The sequence below is a fragment of the Agrobacterium tumefaciens genome (genome assembly GCF_013318015.2).
Taxonomy (GTDB): domain Bacteria; phylum Pseudomonadota; class Alphaproteobacteria; order Rhizobiales; family Rhizobiaceae; genus Agrobacterium; species Agrobacterium tumefaciens.
Genome location: NZ_CP115843.1, coordinates 445,370 through 469,363 on the forward strand (window position 1 = coordinate 445,370; position 23,994 = coordinate 469,363).

The window sequence follows — 23,994 nt, forward strand, 5'->3', positions numbered from 1 at the left end:
CGCGTCTACATGGAGTTCCCGATGCAGATTCGTGTGGTTCTCACATCACTAGCTCTGAGTGCGATATGTTTTCCGATCGGGGCCTTCGCGCTCGATCAACCAAAAGGCGAGGTGGTTTTGACCGTGTCGGCCCATGACTTGGGCCATCCTAACATAAATGGCACAGCGCAATTTGACCTTCCCATGCTCGAAGCACTCGCCAGCCGCACCGCGGAGATGGAAACTCCATGGACAGAAGGCAAGGTTAAGTTCTCCGGCCCACTGCTGAGATCTATCCTTGAGGCGGCTGGTGCTCATGGCTCCCAATTGAAAGTCATTGCACTGAATGACTATTCGGCCAACGTTCCAATGGAAGATGCTGCAAAGCTCGACACAATCCTCGCGACAAGAATAAACGGTGACACCATGTCAGTGCGTGACAAGGGGCCGCTTTTTCTTATCTATCCTTTCGACAAGGATGCGAGCCTTTTTAACGAGAAATACTTCTCGCGCTCCGTCTGGCAGATTAAGACCATTGAGGTTTCCGAGTGACGTTCTCGGCCCGAAGCAGCGGCGATATCATCCGCAAGGCCAGTAAAGCGACGGTTGTTCTACAAGGCTTTGCGGTCATGCTTCTGGTAGGCCTCATCTTCCTCTTCACGGACATTTCCCAAAGGTACCTGTCGTTTCAGGACGGGGTGCGGGAGAACGCATTGTGGTCTGTGTATCAACTCGACCGCGAGGCGCGTCGCCTGCATGAGGCACTTCATGTCATGTTGGCTGAGAGGGACTACTCAACCGTCGCTGTGAAGGCACTCGTTACCCGCTACGACATCCTGTACTCACGGATAAATATTCTGGAGAAAACCTCATTCGAAAGAAAGTTCAAACTCGACTCGTCCGTTGAGCGCCATATCTCGGAGATTCGCTCGGTTGTACTGGGGAAGGTTGGCTTCTTCGACGCTCTCAATGCGCGTGGAACGTTCGAGCCCGAAAAATCGGAAGCTGTTGACGACGACCTTGAAAAGCTCGTGTCAGCGACCGAGAGCCTTCTGGTCTATACAAATAGCAATGTGAGTTCAGAACGCGCTGACGCGCGTGAAGCGTTACTCGCTCTTCAGTTGAAGTCCGGCGGACTGGTCATCCTCTTGGTGGGCTGTGTCGTGGTTCTCATTTTCACGTTGCGCCGCCAGTTGAAATCCGTGCGTCTCGCGGGACTTAGTCTCGAAATGATCTCGAATGAACTCAACGAGGCCTATCTCGACGCCGAGGCGGGTAACCGAGCCAAGTCCCAGTTCATGGCAACGATGGGTCATGAAGTCCGCACACCTTTGAATGCCATCCTCGGTACCGCTGAACTGCTTGAGCTTTCGACATTGACGCCATCGGTGGCGTCGGGCATGCAAACGATCAGACGATCGGGACATGCCCTCCTTGAGGTTATTAACGAGATCCTGGATTTTGCAAAGATTGAGCACGGTAAGCTCGACATCGAGATGAGGCCCGTGGATCTCTCATCCGTTCTTTCGACGACTATCGAAATGGTTCGCGACCGCGCCACCGAACAGGGTAATCAGATCGCACTTGTCGTGCCGCAGAGGTTCAAGACCCCCGCAGTTAGTACTGATCCTACTCGGTTACGGCAGGTTCTTCTCAATCTCCTCAGCAACGCCATCAAATTTACCTCCAACGGGACGATCACTTTATGCGTCAGGGAGCTTGAAACGCCTCAAAATTCGATCCTTCGCTTCGAAATATCAGATACCGGCATCGGGATTGACGAGGATGGCCTTGGCAGGCTTTTCCAGCCTTTTTCTCAGGTGGATGCATCGATCAGTCGCAAATATGGAGGTACCGGCCTTGGTCTGACGATCTGCAAACAAATTGTCGAAGCGATGATGGGCCGAATTGGCGTCGAAAGCGCGAAGGGGCAGGGAAGCACATTCTGGTTCGAAATTCCCGTCGTGGCCGCTGCAGTGCCAGTCCCGCCAGCTAACACGGTCGAGCGTGGACCGTCGGGCACATTGCCTATGCTCAATGTCCTTCTAGTCGAAGACAATCTCGTCAATCAGCAGGTCGCAGCCGGCTTCCTTAATCATCTCGGGCAGAAGGTCACGATTGTCAGTGACGGTTGTGAGGCGGTCGAGGCGGTTGCCCGGCAACCTTTCGATCTGATTTTGATGGACATGCAGATGCCCAGGATGGATGGGATCGAAGCCACACGGCTGATCCGTGACGCCGAAAAGTCCAAGCCCCAAACGCCGATCATCGCAATGACTGCAAACGCCTCGGACGACGATCGCAGACTTTGCGCCGAAGCGGGAATGAGCGGTTTTCAGTCGAAACCCGTTTCGTTGCAGCAGTTGCGTGGCATCATAGAGGCGCTTGACCCTTCCGAACCGGAGGCAATGAACATCGTCGGGCAGGCTCTTGATATCGACAATTCATTCGCGACACGCAGAGCTGAAATCGTTGAAGCTCTCGGGGAAGAAACCTTCGATGAACTGTTGTCCAGCTTCTTCGACGATGCAACCACTCTTCTGCAGGGGCTTCATGAAGCAATGGCCGCAAATGATTATCGCAGCGCTGACCATCTCCTTCACACCATAAAAGGAGCGGCAAGCAGTGTCGGTTTACAGCAGATTGCCGACACATCACAGCAGCTTCGAAGTGGGCCCGTGTCGAAAAACGGCATAGAAAAACTCTCAGAAACCGTCGACGAATTCAGGCAACGCCTCGCCGCTTAAGGAATAAATGCATGCGCATTCTTCTGGTAGACGACAATAAGACGAACCTCTCGCTGCTTACCAAGCTGGTTGAAAAGCTTCCTGGCTGCGAGTCAGTGGCTTTTTCGAAGCCCGAAGAGGTGCTGATATCGGCACCGCGGCTCGACTTTGACATCGCAATTATCGATTTCCAGATGCCTGTTTATAACGGGATAGAACTGCTGACCGAGTTGCTCTGTTTTGAACGGCACCGCGATAAACCAGTCGTGTTCGTCACGGCTGACACAGACACCGCAACCCGGATGGCGGCACTCAATGCAGGCGCAATCGATTTCCTGACGAAACCGGTTAATCCGCTGGAATTTCAAGCCCGCGTTCGAAATCTCGTAGCGCTTGTGGAGGCACGCAACAAGCTTGCCGACAAGGCTGAGTGGCTGCGCACCGAGGTCGATAAAGCGGTTGCCGAACTTCGGGCACGCGAAGAAGAAATCATCGATCGGCTAACAATCGCCGCCAGCTACAAGGATTGTGAAACCGCGTGCCATACCCGTCGTGTAGGGTTATATTCCGAGGCCATTGCAAGGTCCTATGGAATGGATGCAGCACTCTGTTCTGACATCAGGCTTGCCTCACCAATGCATGACATCGGAAAGGTGGCGATCCCAGACGCTGTCCTCTTGAAAAACGGCAAGCTGACAGACGACGAGTTTACCGTCATGCAGGGGCACACGGTGGTCGGATTTGACATCCTTCGCGAGTCGAAATCGGGCCTGCTGCAACTGGCAGCCGAGATTGCCAGCAGCCACCATGAGCGCTGGGACGGGCAAGGATATCCGTTCGGCTTGTCGGGAGACGACATTCCCATATCCGGACGGATTGTTGCGATTGCCGACAACTTCGATGCTCTGACGACCGTGAGGCCGTATAAGGAGGCTTGGTCAGTGGAACGGGCGGTAGCGCACATTCGTGATAACGCGGGTACCCAGTTCGACCCGGGATGCGTCAGCGCATTTGAAACAGCATTGCCGGCTCTGCTAGCTGTCATGGAAAAGGATCGCGCAGCTGCCAACAATCAGGATCCCGTTCACGCGCGCTTCCACTCTGTTGCCGCTGCCGAGGCTCGCCGATCAACGGCAGACGGAACTGGTGTTCAGAATACAATGCAGGTTGCGTGACGCCAAACGCCTAACCACCGACGATCTTTCAGTCGACGTCTAAAGTGAGCGGCAAATGACCGCACGCACACGCAGTCCAGCACGCGGCAGGCGGATGAGCGAAATCAGCGCGTTCCATCTCCGGTATGAGTTTTGCACAAAACGGTCACGATCCGTGAGGTTTGCCAAGCGCCATCACCGCACTCTCCAAAAGAGGTTTTTGGTGCAGTAACCCTTGGGGGGAATGGCGATACCTACGGTCGATCTGGCAGATAAATTCGGATTCTCAGCAGAAAAACCAGCGAATACATCGCGATCGTTTGTTGCCCAAGTGCATGGGGCTTCGATCCTTCTGGTGGCAGACAGAGCGAGTGTTGGGCCTCTTGACCGATTCCAGACGGACGGAATCGTCATAGAAGCGGACAGCACGATTTGCTTCCTCGATCCCGCTTTTGCTTATGGTGTGCGACAGGTTACCCGGAATTCTACTGCCGTGGATAACGACAACAATCGGCAGGAAGTGAGCGACACCAAATAAAGGCTATCCTGATGGAATCGGCGATATACTTTAGTATTGTATATATTAGCATTCAGCAAAGCTTAATCATTTTACCCTATTAATAGGGTGTCCAGACGATAAGTCGGGATCGACATGAGGTCGGTCTCTCCAGGAAAAAGCAAGTCGCTTTCGCGACAGGCTGCTTGGCATGGGACGGCAAATGTCCAATTCCGAAATTTTGATGCGCCGTGACCGGATATAGCACCCCGCGACGGCGGTAACGGCATCACCAACCGAGCTGTCTGCTCCATGGAAGTAGCGTGATTTGCTGCCTCCAACCGGCTGAGTGTGGCTTTCGCACGACTACAAACACGATCAGGGGCCGTGTGTTAGCCTCTCTTACAAGATCGCCCAAGGAGAGATCTGAAGATGTTCGGCAGTTCCAAAATTTCCCGTATGCAGACGATGTCGTTGAACTCCATTACTGCCAACATCATGATCGCGGACGCCGATCTGAAGATCAGATACATGAACGAGGCGGTTACTGCACTGCTCAAGGAAGCGGAGACGGATTTAAAGAAGGAACTCCCGCGTTTCGACTTTGGAAAGCTCGTCGGCAGTAACATCGACATATTCCATAAAAACCCGTCGCATCAACGAAATATGCTCGCCGCGCTAAAGGCGCAGCATCGGGCGACTATCTGGGTCGGGCACCGCGCGTTTGATCTTATCGTTACACCGCTCCTGGAGGGTACCAAAACCACCGGCTTCGTCGTTGAGTGGGCGAACGCGAAAGAACGGCTGCAAAATGTTGATTTGCAGGGCCAGATGGTCGCAATCAGCCGGGTTCAGGGCATCATCGAGTTCACAACCGAGGGTGAAATTATCACAGCGAACGAAAATTTCCTGAAGGCTATCGACTATCGGCTGGACGAGATAAAGGGACGCAGCCACAGTATTCTGGTCGATCCGGAATATGCCAGAACACCCGCATATAAGGAATTTTGGGATGCCCTGCGCCGCGGCGAGTTTCAAGCGGCCGAGTTCACCCGCTTTGGAAAGAACGGCAAGCGGGTTGTCATCAACGCATCCTATAACCCGATTCTGGACTCCAAGGGAAAAGTTACCAAAGTCGTGAAGTTCGCGACTGACGTAACCGAGCGCGTCCACGCGGTTAATACGATCGCCGAGGCGCTGAACAAGCTTGCTCAGGGCGACCTGTCATTTTGCGTTGATCGCCCGTTCGCGCCTGATTTTGAAGGCTTGCGGAACACAATGAATGACGCAATTAGCCAAATGCGCGACACGCTAAGTGATGTCGCGCGCTCGACTGATCAGATCGACACGGGTACGCGTGAGATTAGTCAAAGTGCCGAGGACCTGTCCAAACGCACCGAACAACAGGCAGCTTCGCTTGAGGAAACGGCCGCTGCCCTTGATCAGATAACAGTCAACGTCAGCAATGCCGCAAAGCGGGCCGAGGAGGCTCGTCATGCCGCGGCTACCGCGAGTGGGAACGCAGAGCGTTCGGGCAAGGTTGTTGCCGATGCCGTTGGCGCGATGTCGCGGATAGAGAGTTCGTCCAACCAGATATCCAATATCATTGGCGTCATCGATGAGATCGCCTTCCAGACCAATCTCCTGGCGCTCAATGCCGGAGTCGAAGCGGCCCGCGCCGGCGAAGCTGGAAAGGGATTTGCGGTGGTGGCGCAAGAGGTGCGAGAACTCGCGCAACGTTCCGCACAAGCAGCCAAGGAGATCAAGGGTCTGATCCGCAATTCATCCGAAGAAGTCAGCACAGGGGTGAAGCTGGTTAGCGAGACCGGCGAGGCCTTGCGTACCATCCAGCAGAACATTGTGGCGGTCAACGACCACATGGAGGCTATTACCAGTTCGGCCAAAGAGCAAGCGACAGGTCTGTCGGAGGTAAACTCTGCGGTCAACCAGATGGATCAGGTGACCCAGCAAAACGCCGCAATGGTTGAAGAGACCAATGCTGCCAGTGCGACGCTTGCGCAGGAAACAGCTCGTCTCCGGGATCTCATTGAAATGTTCCAGTTGGGCGGGACTGCGAGCAGGGCTTCGTTGCGGGGCGCCAATCATTCGTCGGACAACACGTCTAACCGGAAGCTCGAGCTTGCGCAGCCTGGCCACCGGCCCGTGCCTTCGCCTGCAAGGCAATTGATCACCAGTATGACTGGCAGAGTAAGTGGCGGAGCTGTTCCCGACAATTGGCAAGAGTTTTAGAATTGACCCTGCTCTGCACGTCACGTCTTCAATTCCTTCACGGAAGGCAGCTCACATGACAAACGTTTTGAACTTTCCAATCGACATATGCAGCAGTGTTAAATTGCCCATAGCTGCCCAGGAAACGATCCGGCAAGACTACGATTTTATGACCGGTGCCGTCGAGCGCCTGCGCGACGAGTTGGCCAAGTTGGCCGTGGAGCTGGAATTAGGAAAGGCGCAGTTGGCTGCGATGATATCCGCGAACGCGCTTGTTTCAGCGATCGCAGAGAAACGCCGACGAATTGCTGCTTCCCACTGGATGGAAGATTCTTGACGGTTCTTTCTGGGTTCAATCGCCTTTTTGTCGCGCCCAGGTCATTTGGGAACCTGGACAGGACAGATGAGGCTACCGGTTCGAGACGATACTGGAGCATGGCATGGACTTCGAGGCATTTTTTACGACGGAACTGCAGAGCCTGCATTCTGAGGGACGCTATCGCGTTTTTGCGGATATCGAACGCCAGCAGGGCAATTTCCCCCGCGCGACACGGTACAACGCCAATGGCGAGCGCAAGGACGTAACCGTCTGGTGTTCCAACGATTATCTGGGCATGGGCCAGAACCCCAAAGTCATCGAAGCCATGAAAGCCGCCATCGATCACTGTGGCGCGGGTGCGGGAGGCACCCGGAACATTTCTGGGACCAACCATCATCACGTCCTGCTGGAACAGGAACTTGCCGATCTGCACGGCAAGGAATCGGCGCTGATCTTCACGTCGGGTTACGTTTCCAACTGGGCGACACTCGGTACACTTGGCCAGAAAATTCCGGGCCTCATCATTTTCTCCGATGCGCTCAACCATGCCTCGATGATCGAAGGCATCCGTTACGGCCGTTGCGAGCGGGTGATCTGGAAACACAATGATCTCGAAGATCTCGAGGCAAAGCTCAAGGCAGCCGATCCAAGCGCGCCGAAGCTCATCGCCTTTGAATCCGTCTATTCGATGGATGGCGATATCGCCCCGATCAAGGAAATCTGCGATCTTGCCGATCGTTATGGCGCCATGACCTATCTCGACGAAGTCCATGCCGTTGGCATGTACGGACCGCGCGGCGGCGGTATTGCCGAGCGCGAAGGCCTGATGGATCGCCTGACGATCATCGAGGGAACGCTCGGCAAGGCTTTCGGCGTGATGGGCGGTTATATTGCCGGGTCCACGGCGGTCTGTGATTTTATCCGTTCTTTCGCCTCCGGCTTCATCTTCACGACGGCCCTGCCGCCGTCGCTCGCTGCCGGCGCAATCGCCTCGATCCAGCATCTGAAGGCAAGCCCCTTTGAGCGCACCCGCCATCAGGACCGGGTGCGCAAGCTGCGGGGGCTTCTGGATGCACGCGGCATTCCGCATATGGACAATCCCAGCCATATCGTACCGGTCATGGTGGGCGATGCCGCCAAGTGCAAATGGATTTCGGATATCCTGCTCGACAATCACGGCGTCTATGTCCAGCCGATCAACTATCCGACCGTGCCGCGCAAGACCGAGCGTCTGCGCATCACGCCGACACCGCTGCACACCGATGCCGACATCGAACAGTTGGTCGGCGCGTTGCACCAGCTCTGGTCGCATTGTGCGCTGGCGCGTGCCGTGGCTTAAGGCCCAACACTGATATTTGGCAGTATATGCAGATCCATACATCTTGGCGCGACTGCATCGTCAAACATTCGGTCATCCGATCATGCCAGACGTTAATTCGTCGTTAACTATTCAACTCCATAAGTAGGGTAGCACATTCAACAATTGAGTCGAAGATGCCAGTCAGCGCCTTGTCTGTCCTCGCACCTGATGCGCTGGATCCCTATGTAGACCTTAGCTCGGTACCCAAGTACCGGTACTTCGGTAAAAACGATCTCATCGACAGGTTTCGCCAAGGCGTGCCATTCGACTACATCTCGATCTCGGGCCTCGACGTTGACCACTATCGTTTCGGTGACGGGTTTTCCATCGATACAGACCTTCCGCCGGGATTTATCGAGGCATATATGGAAGGCAAGCTGTCCAAGGTCGATCCGTTTATTGCTGCGACAAAGGCGTCAAAAACCGTGATGGTCGAAAGCGAAGTCTACCAGGATGCGGAAGTCCCACAGCGGTTGCTATATCTCCAGCGCACCTTCGGCGTTCATAACAGAACTATGGTGCCGATTTTGCGAGAGGATACAGTTTACGGCGCAGTTGGCTTCGCCCGTACATCAGCTTTTACGGAGAGCGAGCTCACATTTCTCACGCTTATAGCGGAACCGATCCACACGGCTATAACCAAACCACTAATGGAGCGCTTCGCCGCTCAACATTTACGTCTGTCGAAGGGCGAGATAGCCTGTCTTTCTCAAGCCAGTCTTGGCCTGACGAGTGCAGGCATTGCCAAGGTGACAGGTTATCAGGTTGATACCGTTAATAGCTACATTAAGTCGGCAGTCAAAAAACTTGGAGCGTCGAACAGAACGCAAGCGATTGCTGAGGCGATACGTCGACGACTGATTTCCTAATGGCTGTTTTGACAAAAAAATTTTAGCAGTGTCGGCACATGCTAAAACAGCCTTTCTTTAGAAGGTCATGAGATCATCAGTTCAGATCGTCCATGCAGCCTGTAATCGGAAGCTTCGATTCCGCTTGGGCTGATCGTCGCTGCTGCCCGCGTGAGACGCCGGTTTGCAACGCGCTGGACGTTTTGAGCCTTATCCGCGGATTACCAGTTGCGTGTGACGAAGACGCGGTACACCCGTCTAAAAATCGGCTAACGTCGCAACGTCGACAGACAGGAAGAGCAACGAGGTGGCAATGATTGAACCCGGCGGGGATGAGCAATTAGTTACCCCACGTGACGACGGAGCAGCCAGGCATTTACCCGGGATGGAGTTGCCTGGCATTGGTTTGGCTGCGACGGATGGCACGACCGTCGATCTGCGTGAGCCGGGGTTAACCGTGGTCTATGCTTACCCCCGGACAAGCCCGCCCGGAGGAAAGGCGATTGACGGATGGGACGCAATACCCGGCGCGAGGGGATGTACACCGCAGTCCTGTGCCTTTCGTGATCATTTCGCTGAACTGAAGGCATTGGGAGCAACGCGTCTGTTTGGCCTTTCTACGCAGACCACGGAGTATCAGCGAGAGGCAGCAGAGCGGCTTCACCTGCCGTTTCCTCTGCTTTCCGATCATTCACTCCTTCTGGTGTCAGCCCTCCGCCTTCCAACTTTCCAGGCTGGAGGCCTGACACTGCTCAAGAGGCTCACGATGATTATCGAAACGGGCGTTATCAAGCATGTCTTTTACCCGGTCCATCCGCCAGAGAAGAACGCAGATGCCGTCATCGATTGGTTGAGTGCTACGACATGATCAGCCCGCCATCGACATTAATTGTCTGGCCGGTGATGTAGGCCGCATCCTCGGAGGCGAGAAACGCCACCAAGGCTGCCACTTCGGCTGGTGTTCCTGCGCGGCGCATTGGAATGTTGCGCACCCATTCGGCCATGAGTTCGCCGGGCTTGTAGTCACCGAGCATCTGGCCCCAGACGCGGTCGTTATAATCCCACATTTCGGTGTGGATGATGCCGGGGCAAATGGCGTTGACGGTGATGCCTTCGGGCGCCAGTTCCTTGGCCAGACTTTGCGTGAGGCCGACGACGCCGAATTTTGAAGCGGCGTAGTGGGGGGTATAGATAAAACCCTGGCGGGCCTGGCCGGAGGCGGTGTTAACCAGGCGGCCCTTGGTGCCACTTGCGCGGAAGCGGCGGATCGCTTCCTGGCAGCACAGGAACGCGCCCTTGGTGTTGACATCGAGGTTGAAATCCCACTGTTCCTGCTTCAGCTCCTCGATCTTGGAGATGGTGATGACGCCGGCGTTCTGGACCGAGATGGAAAGCGGACCGATTGCCTCTTCGGCTGCGCCATAGGCCTCGCGCACCGCCGCCGCATCCCGCACATCGAGGATCACGCCATGGGTGACTGAGCCGGTTTCGTCCGCCAGCTTTTTGGCGGCGTCATTAGTGTCCTTGTCGACAGAGGCGATGGCGACTTTCGCGCCTTCCTCGGCAAAACGGCGGGCGATGCCGTAACCGATGCCCTTGTTGCCTCCGGTCACGAATACGGATTGACCTTCAAAGCGCCTCATGTCTCCTCCTTATGGGATAACGGCTATGTTTCTGTGCCGACCAGTCGTTCGGCGGTGAATTTGTCGGTGACAAGGACATCGATCACGCCGGTTCTGAGCGCACCGGCGATCGCCTCGGTTTTTTTCGAGCCGCCGGCGAGTGCAATGACGCGGTCGACATTGGAGAGGTTCTCCAGCGGAAGGCCTATGACCCGGTCATCGAGCGGTGTCTTGACGGGCTTGCCGTCCTTGTCGAAGAACCTGAGCGAAATATCGCCCACGGCGCCCGCCTGTGCGAGATCGGCAAGCTCCTTGGCGGAAAAGATATTGCCGGAACGTGCAAGAAGCTCCGATGGCTCGACGGCGCCGACACCGACGATGGCGAGCGTGATAGAACCGAAAAGATCGATGGTTTCGCGCACGAAGGGATCGGCCAGCATCAAAAGCTTGGCCTCGCGAGAGGTGGCGACGCCGGGGACCGGCAGCAATTTCGGTTCGGCCTCCGTCAGCCGCGCCAGCCGGGTGGTGATCTGGGTCGCGTGCGTCTGCACGGAAGGATCGCCCATGCCGCCCAGCGTCTGGACGATGTAACGCGCTTTGGCGCCCTTCAGCGGATGGATGTTTTCCACCATCTTGAAGATCGTCTGGCTCCAGCTGGAAACGCCGATGATCTCGTTTTGCGACAGCGTCACCTCGAGAAAATGCGCGGCAGCCTCGCCGATGCGGGCCATGATCGCGCCGTCGCGATCCTCGCTGCAATCGACGACAATGGCTTCCGGCAGGTCGAAGCGTTCGCGAAGCTGTGCTTCAAGATCGCTATAGGTACCGGGCGGCGGAATGATGCTGGTGCGCACGATACCTTCCGTTTCGGCACGCTTCAGCATGCGCGAGACGGTGGCCTGCGAAAGATTGAGATGTTCGGCAATCTCCGCCTGCCGCCTGTGCTCGCTGAAATACATCTGCGCCACGCGGGATATCATCCGAAGTTCGTTGATCCTGCCCATAAGCCCTCCAGGGTGAATTTTTATTCACCCTTACCCGACGTCACAGGTAACGTCGAGCGCGCAATCGCGTCGCGCCAGACGGCAAGCCGTTGCCTGCCGTCACTGGACGAAGGCGGGATGGCGTTGCCGTGACTGTTGAGCGCGGCGATGGCGTCGAGATCGCTCCACAGACCGAGGGCGAGGCCGGCAAGATAGGCCGCGCCAAGTGCGGAGGCTTCCGGCGCGTCACGCTGGATGACGGGGTGGTCCAGCATGTCGGCGACGCATTGCATGAGGAAACGGTTCTGGCTCGGCCCGCCATCCACGAAAAGCTGTCCGAAGCCGGAGGGCGACTGCGCGCGCATGGTCGAGAAGACGTCATAAACCTGAAAGGCGATGGAATCGGTAACGGCGCGGGCCATCTGCGCGCGACTTGTGCTGAAATTGATCTGCGAAAATAGCGCGCGGCAATTGGAATCCCAATAGGGCGCGCCAAGGCCGACAAAGGCCGGGACGAAACCGGGGCCATCTGGTTCAGCGGTCGCGGCAAGCTCCACTAGAGATGCGACATCTGGCAGGCCGAGAATGTCCGTCATCCACGGCAGGGAGGCGGCAGACACAAGAATATTGCCCTCGAAGGCGAAAGTCGGCTTGCCGTTAATCCTCCAGGCAACAGTCGTGGTGATGCCGCGCTCTGGCGCGATGAAATGCGGCAGGGTCGTCATCACCGATGAGCCGGTGCCGAACGTCACCTTGCCGTCACCGGGATTGAAGGCGCCGTGGCCGAAGAGGGCGGCGTGGCTGTCGCCGACGGCAGCCAGAATAGGCGTGCCGTCCTTGATGCCGGGAACACCTGATGTCACGCCGAAGTCGCCGCTGCTGTCGCGCGGGTCGGGCAGGGCGTTGATGTCGATGCCAAAAAGGTCACAAAGCTCTTCGCTCCACACCTGCCGGTTGAGATCGAGCACCTGGCTTCGGGCCGCGTTGGAGGCGTCGCAGGCATGCACCTTGCCGCCGGTCAGGCAGTGGATCAGCCAGCTATCGATGGTGCCGAGGCGAAGGCTGCGGCCCTTCGGCGCACGCTCCATCAGCCAGCGCATCTTGGCGCCGGGAAACATCGGGTCAATAGGCAGGCCGGTCAGCGCCATGACACGTTCGGAATGGCCCTTGCCGATGAGATCGGTGCATTCCTGCGCAGTGCGGCGGCATTGCCAGCTCAAGACCGGGCCAAGCGGCTCGCCTGTTTCGCCGTCCCAGATCGTCACCGATTCGCGCTGGTTGGAGATGGCGATGGCTTCAATGTTGACGGCAGAGGGTGCCGAAGACAGGCAGGCGGAAATCGCTTCGCGCACCGAGGCCCAGATACGGTTCGGATCCTGCTCGACCCAGCCGGGCTGCGGATATGTGATGCCGACCGGCGATGAACCGCGCGCCAGCAATTCTCCTGTTTCAGAAACGAGAATGGCCTTTGAATTGGTGGTGCCCTGATCGATGGACAGAATGGCGCGCATCACTTGAGTTCTTTCGTCGGCAGTTTTTTCGTTTCAGCCTTGCGGTGATTAAACGACGATATTGCAAAGGGTGTCGCCGCGCATCCGAAGACACGCGACGACCCTGGGAGGAGACTTACTTTCTCTTGAGCAGCGCTGCTGCAGCCTCCGCGATGGCCGCGGGTGCCATGCCAAACTCATCGAGCAGCCATTCTGCCGAGCCGGTATGGGCAAAGACGCCCGGAACGCCGAGGCGCTTCATCGGCACGGGGGCGTGATCGACAACAACTTCGGCGATGGCAGAGCCGAGACCGCCGAAGATCGAATGTTCTTCAGCCGTCAGGATTGCGCCGGTTTCCTTCGCTGCGGCAATGATGGCCGCCTCGTCGATCGGGCGCACGGTTGCCATGTTAAGCACACGCGCCTTGATGCCACGACCGGCCAGAATATCGGCGGCCTTGACGATGCGGTGTGTCAGCGTGCCATTGGCGATCAGCGTTATGTCGGAACCTTCGCGCAGCAGGTTGGCGCGGCCGAGTTCAAAGACGTGGCCATCAGGCAGAAGGTCCGGCACGCCGACGCGCGACAGGCGAAGGAAGCAGGGCCCGGCATAGTCCGCAGCCCATTTGACGGCGGCGGCCGTTTCGATGCGGTCGCAGGGGGCAATGACCGGCAGGTTCGGCAGAACGCGGGTCCAGGCGAAATCCTCGATCGAGTGATGTGTCGGACCCAGTTCGCCATAGGCCATGCCCGAGGAGATGCCGATGAGCTTCACATTGGCGTTGGAATAGGCGAGGTCTGCCTTGATCTGTTCCAGCGCGCGACCGGTCAGAAAACAGGATGCGCCGCAGACGAAGGGAAGCTGGCCGCCATTGGCAAGGCCGGCGCCGACGCCCACCATGTTCTGTTCGGCAATGCCGACATTGACGAGGCGCTCGGGGAATTTCGACTTGAAGCCGCCGAGCTTCGAGGAGCCGACCGAATCGTTGCAAACGGCCACGACCCTGTCGTTTGCAGCGGCCAGCGCTTCCAGCGTTTCGGCGAAGGCGTCGCGGCAATCATAGAGTTTGGCGGCGGTTACGGGCGCGTTCATTACAATGCCTCCGAAAGTTCTTTGACGGCAATTTCGTATTGTTCCTTGCTTGGAACCTTGTGGTGCCAGTCGACGCGGTCCTGCATGAACGAAATGCCGTGACCCTTATTGGTGTGCGCGACGATGCAATGCGGGCGCTCGCTGCGATGTTCGAGCGCCGGAACGATCTCTTCCATCGCGTTGCCGTTGATTTCGCTCACCTCCCAGCCGAATGCTTCAAGCTTCGGGCGAAGCGGCGCGACATCGTTGGTTTCCGAGATCGCAGCACCCTGCTGGAAACGGTTATGGTCGATGATAAGCGTCAGATTGTTAAGCTCGAACTGCGCGGCGGACATGATGGCTTCCCAGTTGGAGCCCTCCTGCATCTCGCCATCGCCGGTCATGACATAGGTATGGTAATCCGCTCCCGAAAGCTTGGCCGCCTTGGCCATTCCGACGGCAACTGGAAGCCCGTGGCCAAGCGGGCCGGTATTGGTCTCGACCCCAGGTACCTTGTTACAGTTGGGGTGGCCATTGAGGCGGGAATTGGGTTGCAGGAAGGTCGAGATTTCCTCTTCCGGGATAAAGCCACGTTTGGCGAGCGTCACATAAAGCGCGCAGGCGGTGTGGCCTTTCGACAGCACGAAACGGTCGCGGGCAGGGTTCTTCGGTTCGTCCGGCCAGATGCGCAATACGCGGAAATAAAGGGCGGTCATGATGTCGATCGCCGACATTTCTCCGCCGATATGGCCGGCACCCGCTTCGAAAACAGCCTGGACGTCGCGAAGGCGAATCTGGCGCGCAATGCGCTCTAGCTCTGTGGGCTGCATGGGATCCTCTTCAAAACATGCGTGTGAATATTTATACAGCTGTTTATATAATTGCAGACGTGGCGTTTCTGTCAAGCCGGAATTGTGAATTGTCCTGTTTCAATCCGTGCCGATTATTTCTGCCGCTTCATTTTCACCAATGATGAAGCGCGCCTCTCCGCCTCATTCCTCGGTCCGTAAAAGGAACCTGCTCAGCCTAAGTCCTTTGGCTGAAAGGGCTCTCCTTGCCACGCAGGCGCGCTTGCGCTGGATTCCCGCGATGCGCACCGGAACGGGATGAGAGGCGCAGGTGTGAAGCCATCCCATCACCCGCAAGGCCCGTCCCGCCCTCCAAGCCTATTGACAAGTTTCTCTCAACTGGCTTATGCATGTTTCACCGAGCATGAATAATTATTCTAATCGGTTTAAAAAAATGCAAGATAGCCACTTGGAGGAGCCATGTCCGTGCTTGAACGCAATGAGGGGGTTACGCACACCAGAAGCCCGCTTGCCTGGCTAAGCGGTGCGACCGGACCTCTTTTGGGCCTGCTGCTGCTGTGTGTCTTCCTGACCTTCACCAGCGAAAATTTTCTGTCGCTTCGAAACGGTCTCAACATCCTCGACCAGATCACCGTGCTCGGCATCATGGCCGTTGGCATGACCTTCGTCATTCTGCTCGGCGGCATCGATCTGTCCGTCGGTTCGGTGCTGGCGCTTTCGATGATGATCATGGGCTGGACAGCCAATGTCGCGGGCATGCCCATGGGCATGGCCATCATGCTGGCGCTCATCGCATCCGCAGCCTGCGGCCTTGTCGTCGGCGTTCTCGTCACCGCCTTCCGGGTTCCGGCCTTCATCGCGACGCTTGCCATGATGTCGGTGGCGCGCGGCCTTGCCAATATGATCACGGACGGTCAGCAGATCGTCGGTTTCCCTGACTGGTTCATGATGCTGGCCATCGACCGCCATTTCGGCGTGCTGACGGCGACCGTGCTGCTGATGCTGGTCGTTGTTCTGGTGTCGTTTCTTTTCCTGCGCTTCCGCTCCGAAGGCCGCACCGTCTATGCGGTTGGCGGCAACCCGGAAGTGGCGCGACTTGCCGGCATCAACGTCGCCCTGGTGACGATCTGCGTCTATGTTGCCTGTGCGGTTCTTGCCGGTCTGGCGGGTATCGTTCTTGCAGCCCGTCTCGACTCGGTGCAGCCCTCCAGCGGTTTTGGCTACGAGCTGGATACGATCGCGGCTGTCGTCATCGGCGGGACCTCGCTTTCGGGCGGTGCCGGCGGCATCGGCGGAACGCTGATCGGCGTGCTCATCATCGGTGTGCTGCGCAATGGCCTCAACCTGCTCAATGTCTCTCCCTTTCTGCAACAGGTCATCATCGGTGTGGTTATCGTGCTGGCCGTGGGCGCTGAAACATTGCGCCGGCGCAGAAGCTGAATTTGCCTGCGGAGGGCGATGAGCCGTCCGCGCAATAGACGACCCTCCCGGTATGGGAGGCGTGAAAAGCGGCCGAAGGGGAGGAGGTTTGATCTGCCCGAAGGTCAAAAATCAACAAATGGAGGAATAATCATGAAATTTTCACGCATTCTGCTGACATCCGCCGCCCTTCTCGCCCTGTCGCTCGGTCCAGCCAACGCCGCCGAAGTCAAGAAGATCGGCCTTGCCGTTGCCAATCTTCAGGCGAACTTCTTCAACCAGATCAAGCAGGCCGTCGAAGCCGAAGCCAAGACGCGCGGCATCACCGTTGTCACCGTCGATGCCAAGGGCGACGGTCCGACGCAGGTCAACCAGATCCAGGATCTCCTGACGCAGAACATCGACGCGCTGATCTATATTCCGGCTGGTGCCGCTGCGGCGACCGTTCCGGTCAAGCTTGCCAAGGCGGCCGGTGTGCCCGTCATCAACATCGACCGCAATGCCGACGGCGCACCGGGCGATACCTTCCTCGCAACCGATTCCGTCGCTTCCGCCAAGTCGGTCTGCGACTACATCATCAAGCAGGCAGGCGGCTCGGGCAAGATGGTCATCATTCATGGCCAGAAGGGCACGACACCGGAAGTCGACCGCACCAAGGGCTGCATGGAATCGGTCAAGGCCAATTCCGGCGTGAAGATCGTTGCCGAACAGTGGTCCAACATGTGGAGCCAGGATGAAGGCTTCCAGATCATGCAGAACATGCTGCAGGCCAATCCTGATGTTTCCATCGTCTTTGCCCAGGCAGACGGTCTGGCGCTCGGCGCGGCACAGGCGATCAAGGTCGCCAACCCTTCGCAGAAGATCGTCGTTGGCGGCTTCGATGGCGACACGGCAGCGCTTGAGGCGCTGAAGAACGGCGTCTTTGACGTGACAGCGACGCAGCAGACCCAGAAGATGGGCCGCACGGCTGTCGAGATGGCCGTCAAGATCGTCGGCGGCGAGAAGGTTCCGGCCGTGCAGCTCTCCGAGGCGACGCTGACGACGAAGGAAAACGTCGACGGCTTCATTGCCAATCATCCCTGATACATCCGCCCCCGCGCACTCCATCCGGATGCGCGGGGGCGTCATCTGTTCGTTTTCAGGCAATTCGGACGCAAAGCCGTGGCGCATCGCTGCCACGCGTGTTTCCCAGGAGGTCCCGTCATGCGCGAGCCGGTTCTTTCGCTCCGTGGCATCAGCAAACGTTACGGCCCGCTCGAGGTTCTGAAAAGCGTCGATCTCGACGTCTATCCGGGTGAAGTCGTGGCGTTGCTGGGTGAAAACGGGGCGGGCAAGTCCACCCTGTCAGGCATCATCGCCGGTTCCCGCGAGCCGTCCGAAGGAAAGATGACCTGGCTTGGCCAGCCCTATACACCCGCTTCGCCGCGTGAGGCGATAGACAAGGGCATTGTACTCATCCATCAGGAGCTGAAGCTTCTGCCGGAGCTCTCCATCGCTGAAAACGTCTTTATCGGCCGCTGGCCGATGAAGAACGGCATCGTCGACCGCGCCGAAATGGTGCGAAGGGCGCAGCAGCAGCTGGCGCGGCTCAATCTGCATATTCCCGCAACCCGCAAGGTTTCGGGCCTTTCGACCGCGAACCAGCAGCTGATCGAAATCGCCAAGGCGCTGGCGCTCGATGCCAAGCTCCTGATCCTCGACGAGCCGACGGCGGCCCTTGGCGGTGCGGAAACCCAGGCCCTGTTCGAGCAGGTTCGCAAGCTGCGCGCCGAGGGCGTGGGCATCATCTATATTTCCCACCGCATGGAAGAGATCAGGCAGATCACCGACCGCATCGTCGTGCTGCGCGACGGTGAGCGGGTGCATGAATTTGAAGACAGCGCGACACCTGTGCGCACCATCGTCGAAAGCATGGTCGGCCGGTCGCTGGAACGCCTGTTCCCGGCGCTGCCCGAACCGCAGGAAAAAACGGTGCTAGAGGTCAAGGGGCTGACTGGCACGGGCAATTCTTTCCGCGACATCAGTTTCGGCGTCCGTGCAGGCGAAATTCTTGGAATTGCCGGGCTGATCGGCGCGGGGCGCACCGAACTGGTGCGTGCCATTTCCGGTGCCGATCCGACCAGTGCGGGCGAGGTTTTGCTCGATGGACAGGTGCTGACGCTGAAAAGCCCGGCGGATGCGATTGCGAAGGGCATCGTCATGGTGCCGGAAGACCGCAAGCTTCAGGGGCTGGTTGTCGAGCATGAGATCGGTGAAAACCTGATCTACGCCAATCTCGACCGTGTCGGCACCGGCTGGATAACGCCTAGCATCAAGCGTGCTTTTACGAAGGAGGCAATTGCCAAATTCGGCGTGAAGGGCCGCAGCGAACAGCCTGCCTCGGATCTCTCCGGCGGCAACCAGCAAAAGGTCGTCATCGCCAAATGGCTTGCACGTAACCCGCGCGTGGTTGTGCTGGACGAGCCGACGCGCGGCATCGATGTCGGCGCGCGGGCTGGCATTTACGATATTATCGTCGGTCTGGCCAAAAGCGGCGTTGCCGTCATCGTCGTCAGTTCCGATCTCGAAGAGGTGCTGGGCGTTTCAAACCGTATCCTCGTTCTTGCACAGGGAAAACAGGCCGGAATCCTCAATCGCGACGAGGCCAACGACGTCTCGGTCATGGAACTGGCAACCATCTGAAGAAGGAAATAGAGAATGTCCACCATCACGCTCAACGCGCCGAAACTCTTCGATCTTTCCGGCCAGGTGGCGTTCGTCACCGGTGCCGGTTCCGGCATCGGCCAGCGGATCGCCATGGGGCTTGCCCAGTCCGGTGCCGATGTCGCGCTGCTTGACCGCCGCACCGATGACGGCCTGGCGCAGACGGCCGATTTCATTGCCAGGGCTGGTCGCAAGTCGATCCAAATCGCCGCCGATGTCACCAGCAAGCAGGCGCTGAGCGAAGCGGTAGCACGCACGCAGGCCGAACTCGGTGCTCTCTCGCTTGCCGTCAACGCCGCCGGCATCGCGAACGCCAATCCTGCCGAGGAAATGGAGGAAAGCCAGTTCCAGACGATGATGGACATCAACCTGAAGGGTGTGTTCCTCTCCTGCCAGGCGCAAGCCAATGCCATGCTGAAGAACGGTCGCGGCGCAATCGTCAACATTGCCTCCATGTCCGGCGTCATCGTCAATCGCGGCCTGATGCAGTGCCACTACAATGCATCTAAGGCTGGCGTCATCCACATGTCCAAATCCATGGCGATGGAATGGGTGGGGCGCGGCATCCGCGTCAACACCATCTCGCCGGGTTACACCGCGACGCCGATGAACACGCGGCCGGAAATGGTGCACCAGACGAAACTGTTCGAAGAGCAGACCCCGATGCAGCGCATGGCGGGCGTCGATGAAATGGTCGGCCCGGCGATCTTCCTGCTGTCAGATGCGGCGAGCTTCGTGACGGGCGTGGACCTTTTGGTAGATGGCGGGTTCTGCTGCTGGTAGGGTTTGCGCGGCAGCTCCGCCCGAATTGATGACCACGTGCAAGAGGTAAGGTGGTCTGCCTTTTGATTTTACGCCCGGCTTTCGCCGGGCGTTTTTTATTCACCGCACAGGCGCGTGAAGACTAGGCAACCTGCTTCTGCGCCACTTCCTCGACAACCTCGCCCTTCAGATAGGCAACGAGGTCCTTGATCGTCACGACGAGCAGACCGTGGCGTTCGGCGAAGATTTCGAGCTGGGGCAGGCGGGCCATGGTGCCGTCGTCATTGGCGACTTCGCAGATGGTGCCGCAGGGGTACTTGCCGGCCAGGCGGCACAGATCGACGGCGGCTTCCGTGTGGCCGGTGCGGCCGAGCACGCCTTCAGGGTTGGCGCGTAGCGGGAAGATATGGCCGGGGCGGGCGAAGTCTTCGGGACGCGAGCCTTCCGACACCAGCGCACGCACGGTCTTTGCCCGGTCGGCAGCGGAAATGCCTGTCGTGGTGCCGGGAATATAGTCCACGGAGACGGTGAAGGCTGTCTTAAGGGATTCGGTATTGCGCGACACCATCAGCGGAATGTCGAGCGCGTCGAGGCGCTCTCCCGGCATGGCGACGCAGATCAGCCCGCGCGCATGGTTCATCATGAATGCGATCTGCTGCGGGGTTATGCTGTCGGACGCGGCGATGATATCGCCTTCGTTTTCGCGGTCTTCGTCGTCAACGACAATTACCATCTCGCCACGGGATATGGCTTCGATTGCGTCTTCAATTTTAGCAATGGTCATTTTCTTTCAAGCCTTTCAAGGGTTATGCCGTTTTGCGGCATTTTCGCGCTTCAAGAAGCGCCAAATATCCCTTGGGCGAACAATGCAATGCGAAGCCCGCTGCATGCGGGCGTCTTTTGCCTTGTCCTCTTCCATCCGGACTATACCGTCGGCTCCGGCCTCTCACCGGATCTGCTGACCTTCCGGCTTTGGAGACCGGAAGCGCTCGCGGGCTCCGGGAATATCCCGATACCGCCGGTGGGGAATTACACCCCGCCCTGAGAACATTGCCAACATAAGTTATCAAATGGGGAGGAAGCAAGCGGCAATATTTTGACAGGCTCCGCGCGTGCGAAACGGATATCCCGATTATATTCGAGACCGGGTATTTCATTTCGGAATAAGAATTGTCTGGGGTAAGAGACCGGACGGTGGCGGTTATGGGTAGCGCAATTGCAAGTTCGGCGACGAGAAGCATTTGGTAGGCTGCGTCGCGGTCGATCCAAAAGGAAGGCTGTTCAATGAGTTGAGCTGTTCTGAGGAAGCGAACTCGAGGCACTAGATCTCCCAAGTCTTTCAGCGTGCCTTTCCTCGACGAGGATTGATGATTTCGATCATGTAAAAATCTCGCTCATTATTGGTGAACAAGCAGCTATTGGATTGAGCAATGGCAGCCACGATTGTGTCCAACCCGCTTCGCGGGCTGCCCACTGCCTTTCCTTGCGCCATTAGCTTTTCCCAAATGAGCGCAGCGTCCTTATCAAGTGCAATGTCAAGGCATGATGCCTTATTAGGAAGTTGCGGCCGCTGCAGTTGCGGTTCGTGGATAGGTTACCAGACCCTGTTTTATGCTGGTCGTTACGCCAATCGTTTCCATTCGGGAACCGAGCAATGCATGCGCCTCACGCCGAGCAAGTGAAGGCACTTTTGGTCGCTCACCCTGACGCTCTCATCTTTTCATTCCGTTTCATATTCGGCTTTCGGATGGTAAGTGCTGTCATCACCCGTCTTTCCGGTGTGTCCCCCTTTGGTTTTTTCACTATCAATCTGGTCAGTGCTTTGTTCTGGGGGATAGTCGTGGCGACCGCCGGCCATTTTTTTGCAAACGCGATCGAAACAGCTTTTGGCCATTTGGGATTCTACCCTGACCTCGTTGTTGCGCTGGTGATCGTTCGGATCGTTTGGGGACTGGTCATTTGTCTCACACAAAACGAGCCAGGACCTCCAGGCCGAGCTGCGTTTGGCGGCAGAAGACAAGCCACGCTGTGCAATCATCCGCAACATCTGGCGTGCCCTGGAGACCTGAGCGCGAAATCGGAGACACCGCCACAAGCCGGGCGCAATCAAGACCCGCTCAGGCAGCCTGCGACAGTGCAGGGGAACCAATGCCTCAGATCGCGGCGACGGCGTCTTGCAGCAGACACCTCACCTGGCCAGCGACCGTCTTGAGGTGGGGATTGTCGATCGCTTGCATCGAGGCGACGGGATCGATGGCGCTGACCATGATGGTCCCTTCCTCCAGCGATCGCACGATCACATTGCAGGGCAGCATGGCGCCGATCCTGGGCTCCATCTTCATCGCCTCAAGCGCCATCATCGGATTGCAGGCGCCGAGAATGAGATAGTCAGCTATATCGACGTCGAGCTTCTTCTTCATTGTCGCTCGCACATCGATTTCGGTTAGCACACCGAATCCTTTGGTCGACAGGGCCTCCCTCGTGGCTGCGACCACAGCGTCAAATGGCATGCCTTTGATTGTCTTATCGAGTGTATAGGCCATGATCTCACTCCCTGGCGACCGGCGCATGCCGATCTTGTTGCCGGTGTTGGACCCACACCGGAGTATATCCTCTGAGGGTCGCGCACCTCCTAGACGGCGGTGCCCACCAGCGCGCCAATGCCTGCCGTCAGCGCCATGGCAAAGGCACCCCAGAAGGTGACCCGGATTGTGGCTTTCATCACGTCTGCCCCGCCAGCCTTGGCGCCGATGGCTCCAAGCAGCGCGAGAAACAACAGCGAAGCAGCCGAGACGAGCCAGACAAGTTGGTCTGCCGGCGCCAGCCACACCATTGCGAGCGGCATCGTGGCACCGACAGCAAAGGTCAGCGCCGATGTCAGGGCAGCCACGATCGGTCTCGCAGTGGTGATCTCGGAGATGCCGAGTTCTTCGCGGGCATGCGCCTCAAGCGCATCCTTCTGCATCAACTGCTCGGCCACCCTTCTGGCCAGATCGATATCGACACCGCGTCTGGCATAAAGTTGCGCCAATTCTTCTCGCTCCAGATTGGGTTGGCTCTCAAGCTCCAGTCGTTCGCGGTTGAGATCGGCCTGCTCGGTGTCCGCTTGGGAGCTTACCGAGACATATTCGCCCGCCGCCATCGACATGGCCCCTGCCACAAGTCCTGCGATGCCGGCGATCAGAATCTCGGAACTCCCCGCCGCAGAGGCTGCCACCCCGACGATCAGGCTTGCGGTCGACACGATGCCGTCATTGGCGCCGAGAACGGCCGCTCGCAGCCATCCTATCCGGGAAACGAGATGCGTTTCGCTGTGAAGGCTCCTCATAAGGCCCTCCGGATGACGCCATCAAGGCGAGCTGCGAGAGCGATGGTGTTGGAGATCGTACCGTATTTGCGGACGTTCTTGTGCAGGAGTTCGAGCCGCTGTTCGCTCTCCTCGGTATCGACCAAGAGTTCGTAGTCGATGGAGACGATACGCGGCAGATCATCCTGCCGGACGGCATGAAGCATCACTTCGACACCATCGAGAGAGAAATCGAGGAGGGGCAGGACGCGCTCGATCCCCTTGATCATGCAGGCTGCAATCGACGCCAGCAACAGTTCGGCCGGATTGAAGGCGTCGACCGGGCCGGTCAGTCCGGTAGCAAGCCTGATATCTGCATTCTCTGTGCGCGCCACGCTCTCGCTGGGATCAATCCGCCGTGCCGAGATTCTGTATTCAAGCATCGCAAGTCCTCCCTCATGTGACCCTCTTGGAGGAACACGAGAGACACCGTATCATCTGACCTCGTGCGGGACTTGATCGACGTCAAGACAAGGGAAGACCGTCCACCACCAAGATCATGAGGCTCGCTGCAAGGACAGCATAGGATATGCAGTTGGGGCAGACTAAGACCTCGGCAGGCGAGACAAGCTCTAGCCACTTGATGCAGATCAGCACCAAATTTACAGTTGCAAACGGAGCCAGTGTGTCTCACGAGGTCAGTTCGCCGGCCCCTACGGCGGTATGGCGGTTGAGAA

Annotated in this window: 23 protein-coding genes and 1 riboswitch; of the genes, 13 read left to right on the plus strand and 10 right to left on the minus strand. The window is 57.8% G+C overall.

The annotated features are described in order from the left end of the window. The first annotated feature begins 21 nt into the window (after positions 1-21). From G6L97_RS25335 to G6L97_RS25375, 9 genes are all read left to right on the plus strand, one after another. Positions 22-531 carry a molybdopterin-dependent oxidoreductase gene (locus tag G6L97_RS25335; RefSeq protein WP_035201449.1) on the plus strand — a complete coding sequence of 170 codons (510 nt, stop codon included), beginning with the start codon at positions 22-24 and terminating at the stop codon, positions 529-531. Further along, positions 528-2,726, plus strand: a complete 2,199-nt coding sequence (locus G6L97_RS25340) for an ATP-binding protein (protein ID WP_244517126.1) — start codon at positions 528-530, stop codon at positions 2,724-2,726. The genes G6L97_RS25335 and G6L97_RS25340 overlap by 4 nt, the downstream gene beginning before the upstream one ends. Before the next feature lie 11 nt (positions 2,727-2,737). Beyond that, on the plus strand, positions 2,738-3,880 hold the full coding sequence (locus G6L97_RS25345; protein WP_065703230.1) for an HD domain-containing phosphohydrolase: 1,143 nt from the start codon (positions 2,738-2,740) through the stop codon (positions 3,878-3,880). A 223-nt stretch (positions 3,881-4,103) separates the two neighbouring features. Continuing rightward, positions 4,104-4,397: a hypothetical protein gene (locus G6L97_RS25350; protein ID WP_065703232.1), complete on the plus strand. Its 294-nt coding sequence runs from the start codon at positions 4,104-4,106 to the stop codon at positions 4,395-4,397. 390 nt (positions 4,398-4,787) lie between these two features. Beyond that, on the plus strand, positions 4,788-6,605 hold the full coding sequence (locus G6L97_RS25355; protein ID WP_065703234.1) for a methyl-accepting chemotaxis protein: 1,818 nt from the start codon (positions 4,788-4,790) through the stop codon (positions 6,603-6,605). A gap of 55 nt (positions 6,606-6,660) precedes the next feature. Further along, on the plus strand, positions 6,661-6,921 hold the full coding sequence (locus G6L97_RS25360) for a hypothetical protein (protein WP_065703235.1): 261 nt from the start codon (positions 6,661-6,663) through the stop codon (positions 6,919-6,921). A gap of 103 nt (positions 6,922-7,024) precedes the next feature. Beyond that, positions 7,025-8,242, plus strand: coding sequence for a 5-aminolevulinate synthase (hemA, locus tag G6L97_RS25365; protein ID WP_065704574.1), 1,218 nt, complete (start codon positions 7,025-7,027; stop codon positions 8,240-8,242). Between the two features lie 155 nt (positions 8,243-8,397). After that, positions 8,398-9,132, plus strand: a complete 735-nt coding sequence (locus tag G6L97_RS25370) for a helix-turn-helix transcriptional regulator (RefSeq protein WP_035200844.1) — start codon at positions 8,398-8,400, stop codon at positions 9,130-9,132. A gap of 292 nt (positions 9,133-9,424) precedes the next feature. Then, positions 9,425-9,979: a peroxiredoxin gene (locus G6L97_RS25375; protein WP_035200842.1), complete on the plus strand. Its 555-nt coding sequence runs from the start codon at positions 9,425-9,427 to the stop codon at positions 9,977-9,979. On the opposite strand, the gene G6L97_RS25380 is transcribed toward G6L97_RS25375, so the two are convergent. The 5 genes from G6L97_RS25380 to G6L97_RS25400 form a co-directional block, all read right to left on the minus strand. Continuing rightward, positions 9,969-10,754, minus strand: coding sequence for an SDR family oxidoreductase (locus G6L97_RS25380; RefSeq protein ID WP_065704014.1), 786 nt, complete (start codon positions 10,752-10,754; stop codon positions 9,969-9,971). The two genes, G6L97_RS25375 and G6L97_RS25380, sit on opposite strands and share 11 nt — an antisense overlap. A gap of 23 nt (positions 10,755-10,777) precedes the next feature. Continuing rightward, on the minus strand, positions 10,778-11,737 hold the full coding sequence (locus G6L97_RS25385) for a sugar-binding transcriptional regulator (RefSeq protein WP_013637520.1): 960 nt from the start codon (positions 11,735-11,737) through the stop codon (positions 10,778-10,780). A gap of 20 nt (positions 11,738-11,757) precedes the next feature. Then, positions 11,758-13,227, minus strand: coding sequence for an FGGY family carbohydrate kinase (locus G6L97_RS25390; protein ID WP_065704012.1), 1,470 nt, complete (start codon positions 13,225-13,227; stop codon positions 11,758-11,760). A 115-nt stretch (positions 13,228-13,342) separates the two neighbouring features. After that, complete coding sequence (locus G6L97_RS25395; RefSeq protein WP_003517089.1) at positions 13,343-14,299, minus strand: transketolase family protein; 957 nt, start codon at positions 14,297-14,299, stop codon at positions 13,343-13,345. Further along, positions 14,299-15,108: a transketolase gene (locus G6L97_RS25400; RefSeq protein WP_065704009.1), complete on the minus strand. Its 810-nt coding sequence runs from the start codon at positions 15,106-15,108 to the stop codon at positions 14,299-14,301. The genes G6L97_RS25395 and G6L97_RS25400 overlap by 1 nt, the downstream gene beginning before the upstream one ends. Before the next feature lie 438 nt (positions 15,109-15,546). Between G6L97_RS25400 and G6L97_RS25405 the strand changes: the two genes are divergently transcribed. From G6L97_RS25405 to G6L97_RS25420, 4 genes are all read left to right on the plus strand, one after another. Beyond that, positions 15,547-16,527 carry an ABC transporter permease gene (locus G6L97_RS25405; RefSeq protein WP_003517084.1) on the plus strand — a complete coding sequence of 327 codons (981 nt, stop codon included), beginning with the start codon at positions 15,547-15,549 and terminating at the stop codon, positions 16,525-16,527. 132 nt (positions 16,528-16,659) lie between these two features. Further along, positions 16,660-17,589: a sugar ABC transporter substrate-binding protein gene (locus G6L97_RS25410; RefSeq protein WP_065704007.1), complete on the plus strand. Its 930-nt coding sequence runs from the start codon at positions 16,660-16,662 to the stop codon at positions 17,587-17,589. A gap of 120 nt (positions 17,590-17,709) precedes the next feature. After that, positions 17,710-19,188, plus strand: coding sequence for a sugar ABC transporter ATP-binding protein (locus G6L97_RS25415; protein ID WP_065704005.1), 1,479 nt, complete (start codon positions 17,710-17,712; stop codon positions 19,186-19,188). Between the two features lie 15 nt (positions 19,189-19,203). Then, positions 19,204-19,992: an SDR family oxidoreductase gene (locus G6L97_RS25420; protein WP_003517081.1), complete on the plus strand. Its 789-nt coding sequence runs from the start codon at positions 19,204-19,206 to the stop codon at positions 19,990-19,992. Between the two features lie 121 nt (positions 19,993-20,113). On the opposite strand, the gene ribB is transcribed toward G6L97_RS25420, so the two are convergent. From ribB to G6L97_RS25445, 5 genes are all read right to left on the minus strand, one after another. After that, complete coding sequence (gene ribB, locus G6L97_RS25425; protein WP_035200834.1) at positions 20,114-20,755, minus strand: 3,4-dihydroxy-2-butanone-4-phosphate synthase; 642 nt, start codon at positions 20,753-20,755, stop codon at positions 20,114-20,116. 119 nt (positions 20,756-20,874) lie between these two features. Further along, a riboswitch (FMN riboswitch) is annotated at positions 20,875-21,024 on the minus strand. A 667-nt stretch (positions 21,025-21,691) separates the two neighbouring features. After that, positions 21,692-22,018 carry a hypothetical protein gene (locus tag G6L97_RS25430; RefSeq protein WP_141680510.1) on the minus strand — a complete coding sequence of 109 codons (327 nt, stop codon included), beginning with the start codon at positions 22,016-22,018 and terminating at the stop codon, positions 21,692-21,694. Positions 22,019-22,124: 106 nt separating this feature from the next. After that, entirely contained in the window at positions 22,125-22,514 is a 390-nt protein-coding gene (locus tag G6L97_RS25435) for a DUF302 domain-containing protein (protein WP_083211621.1), read from the minus strand. Positions 22,515-22,603: 89 nt separating this feature from the next. Beyond that, a complete protein-coding gene (locus tag G6L97_RS25440) occupies positions 22,604-23,299 on the minus strand; it encodes a VIT1/CCC1 transporter family protein (protein ID WP_035200829.1) in 696 nt (231 codons plus the stop codon). Beyond that, positions 23,296-23,700 (minus strand): OsmC family protein, encoded by a 405-nt coding sequence (locus G6L97_RS25445; protein ID WP_060642919.1) that lies wholly within the window; start codon positions 23,698-23,700, stop codon positions 23,296-23,298. Before G6L97_RS25445 ends, G6L97_RS25440 begins: the two co-directional genes overlap by 4 nt. Positions 23,701-23,994: the final 294 nt, after the last annotated feature.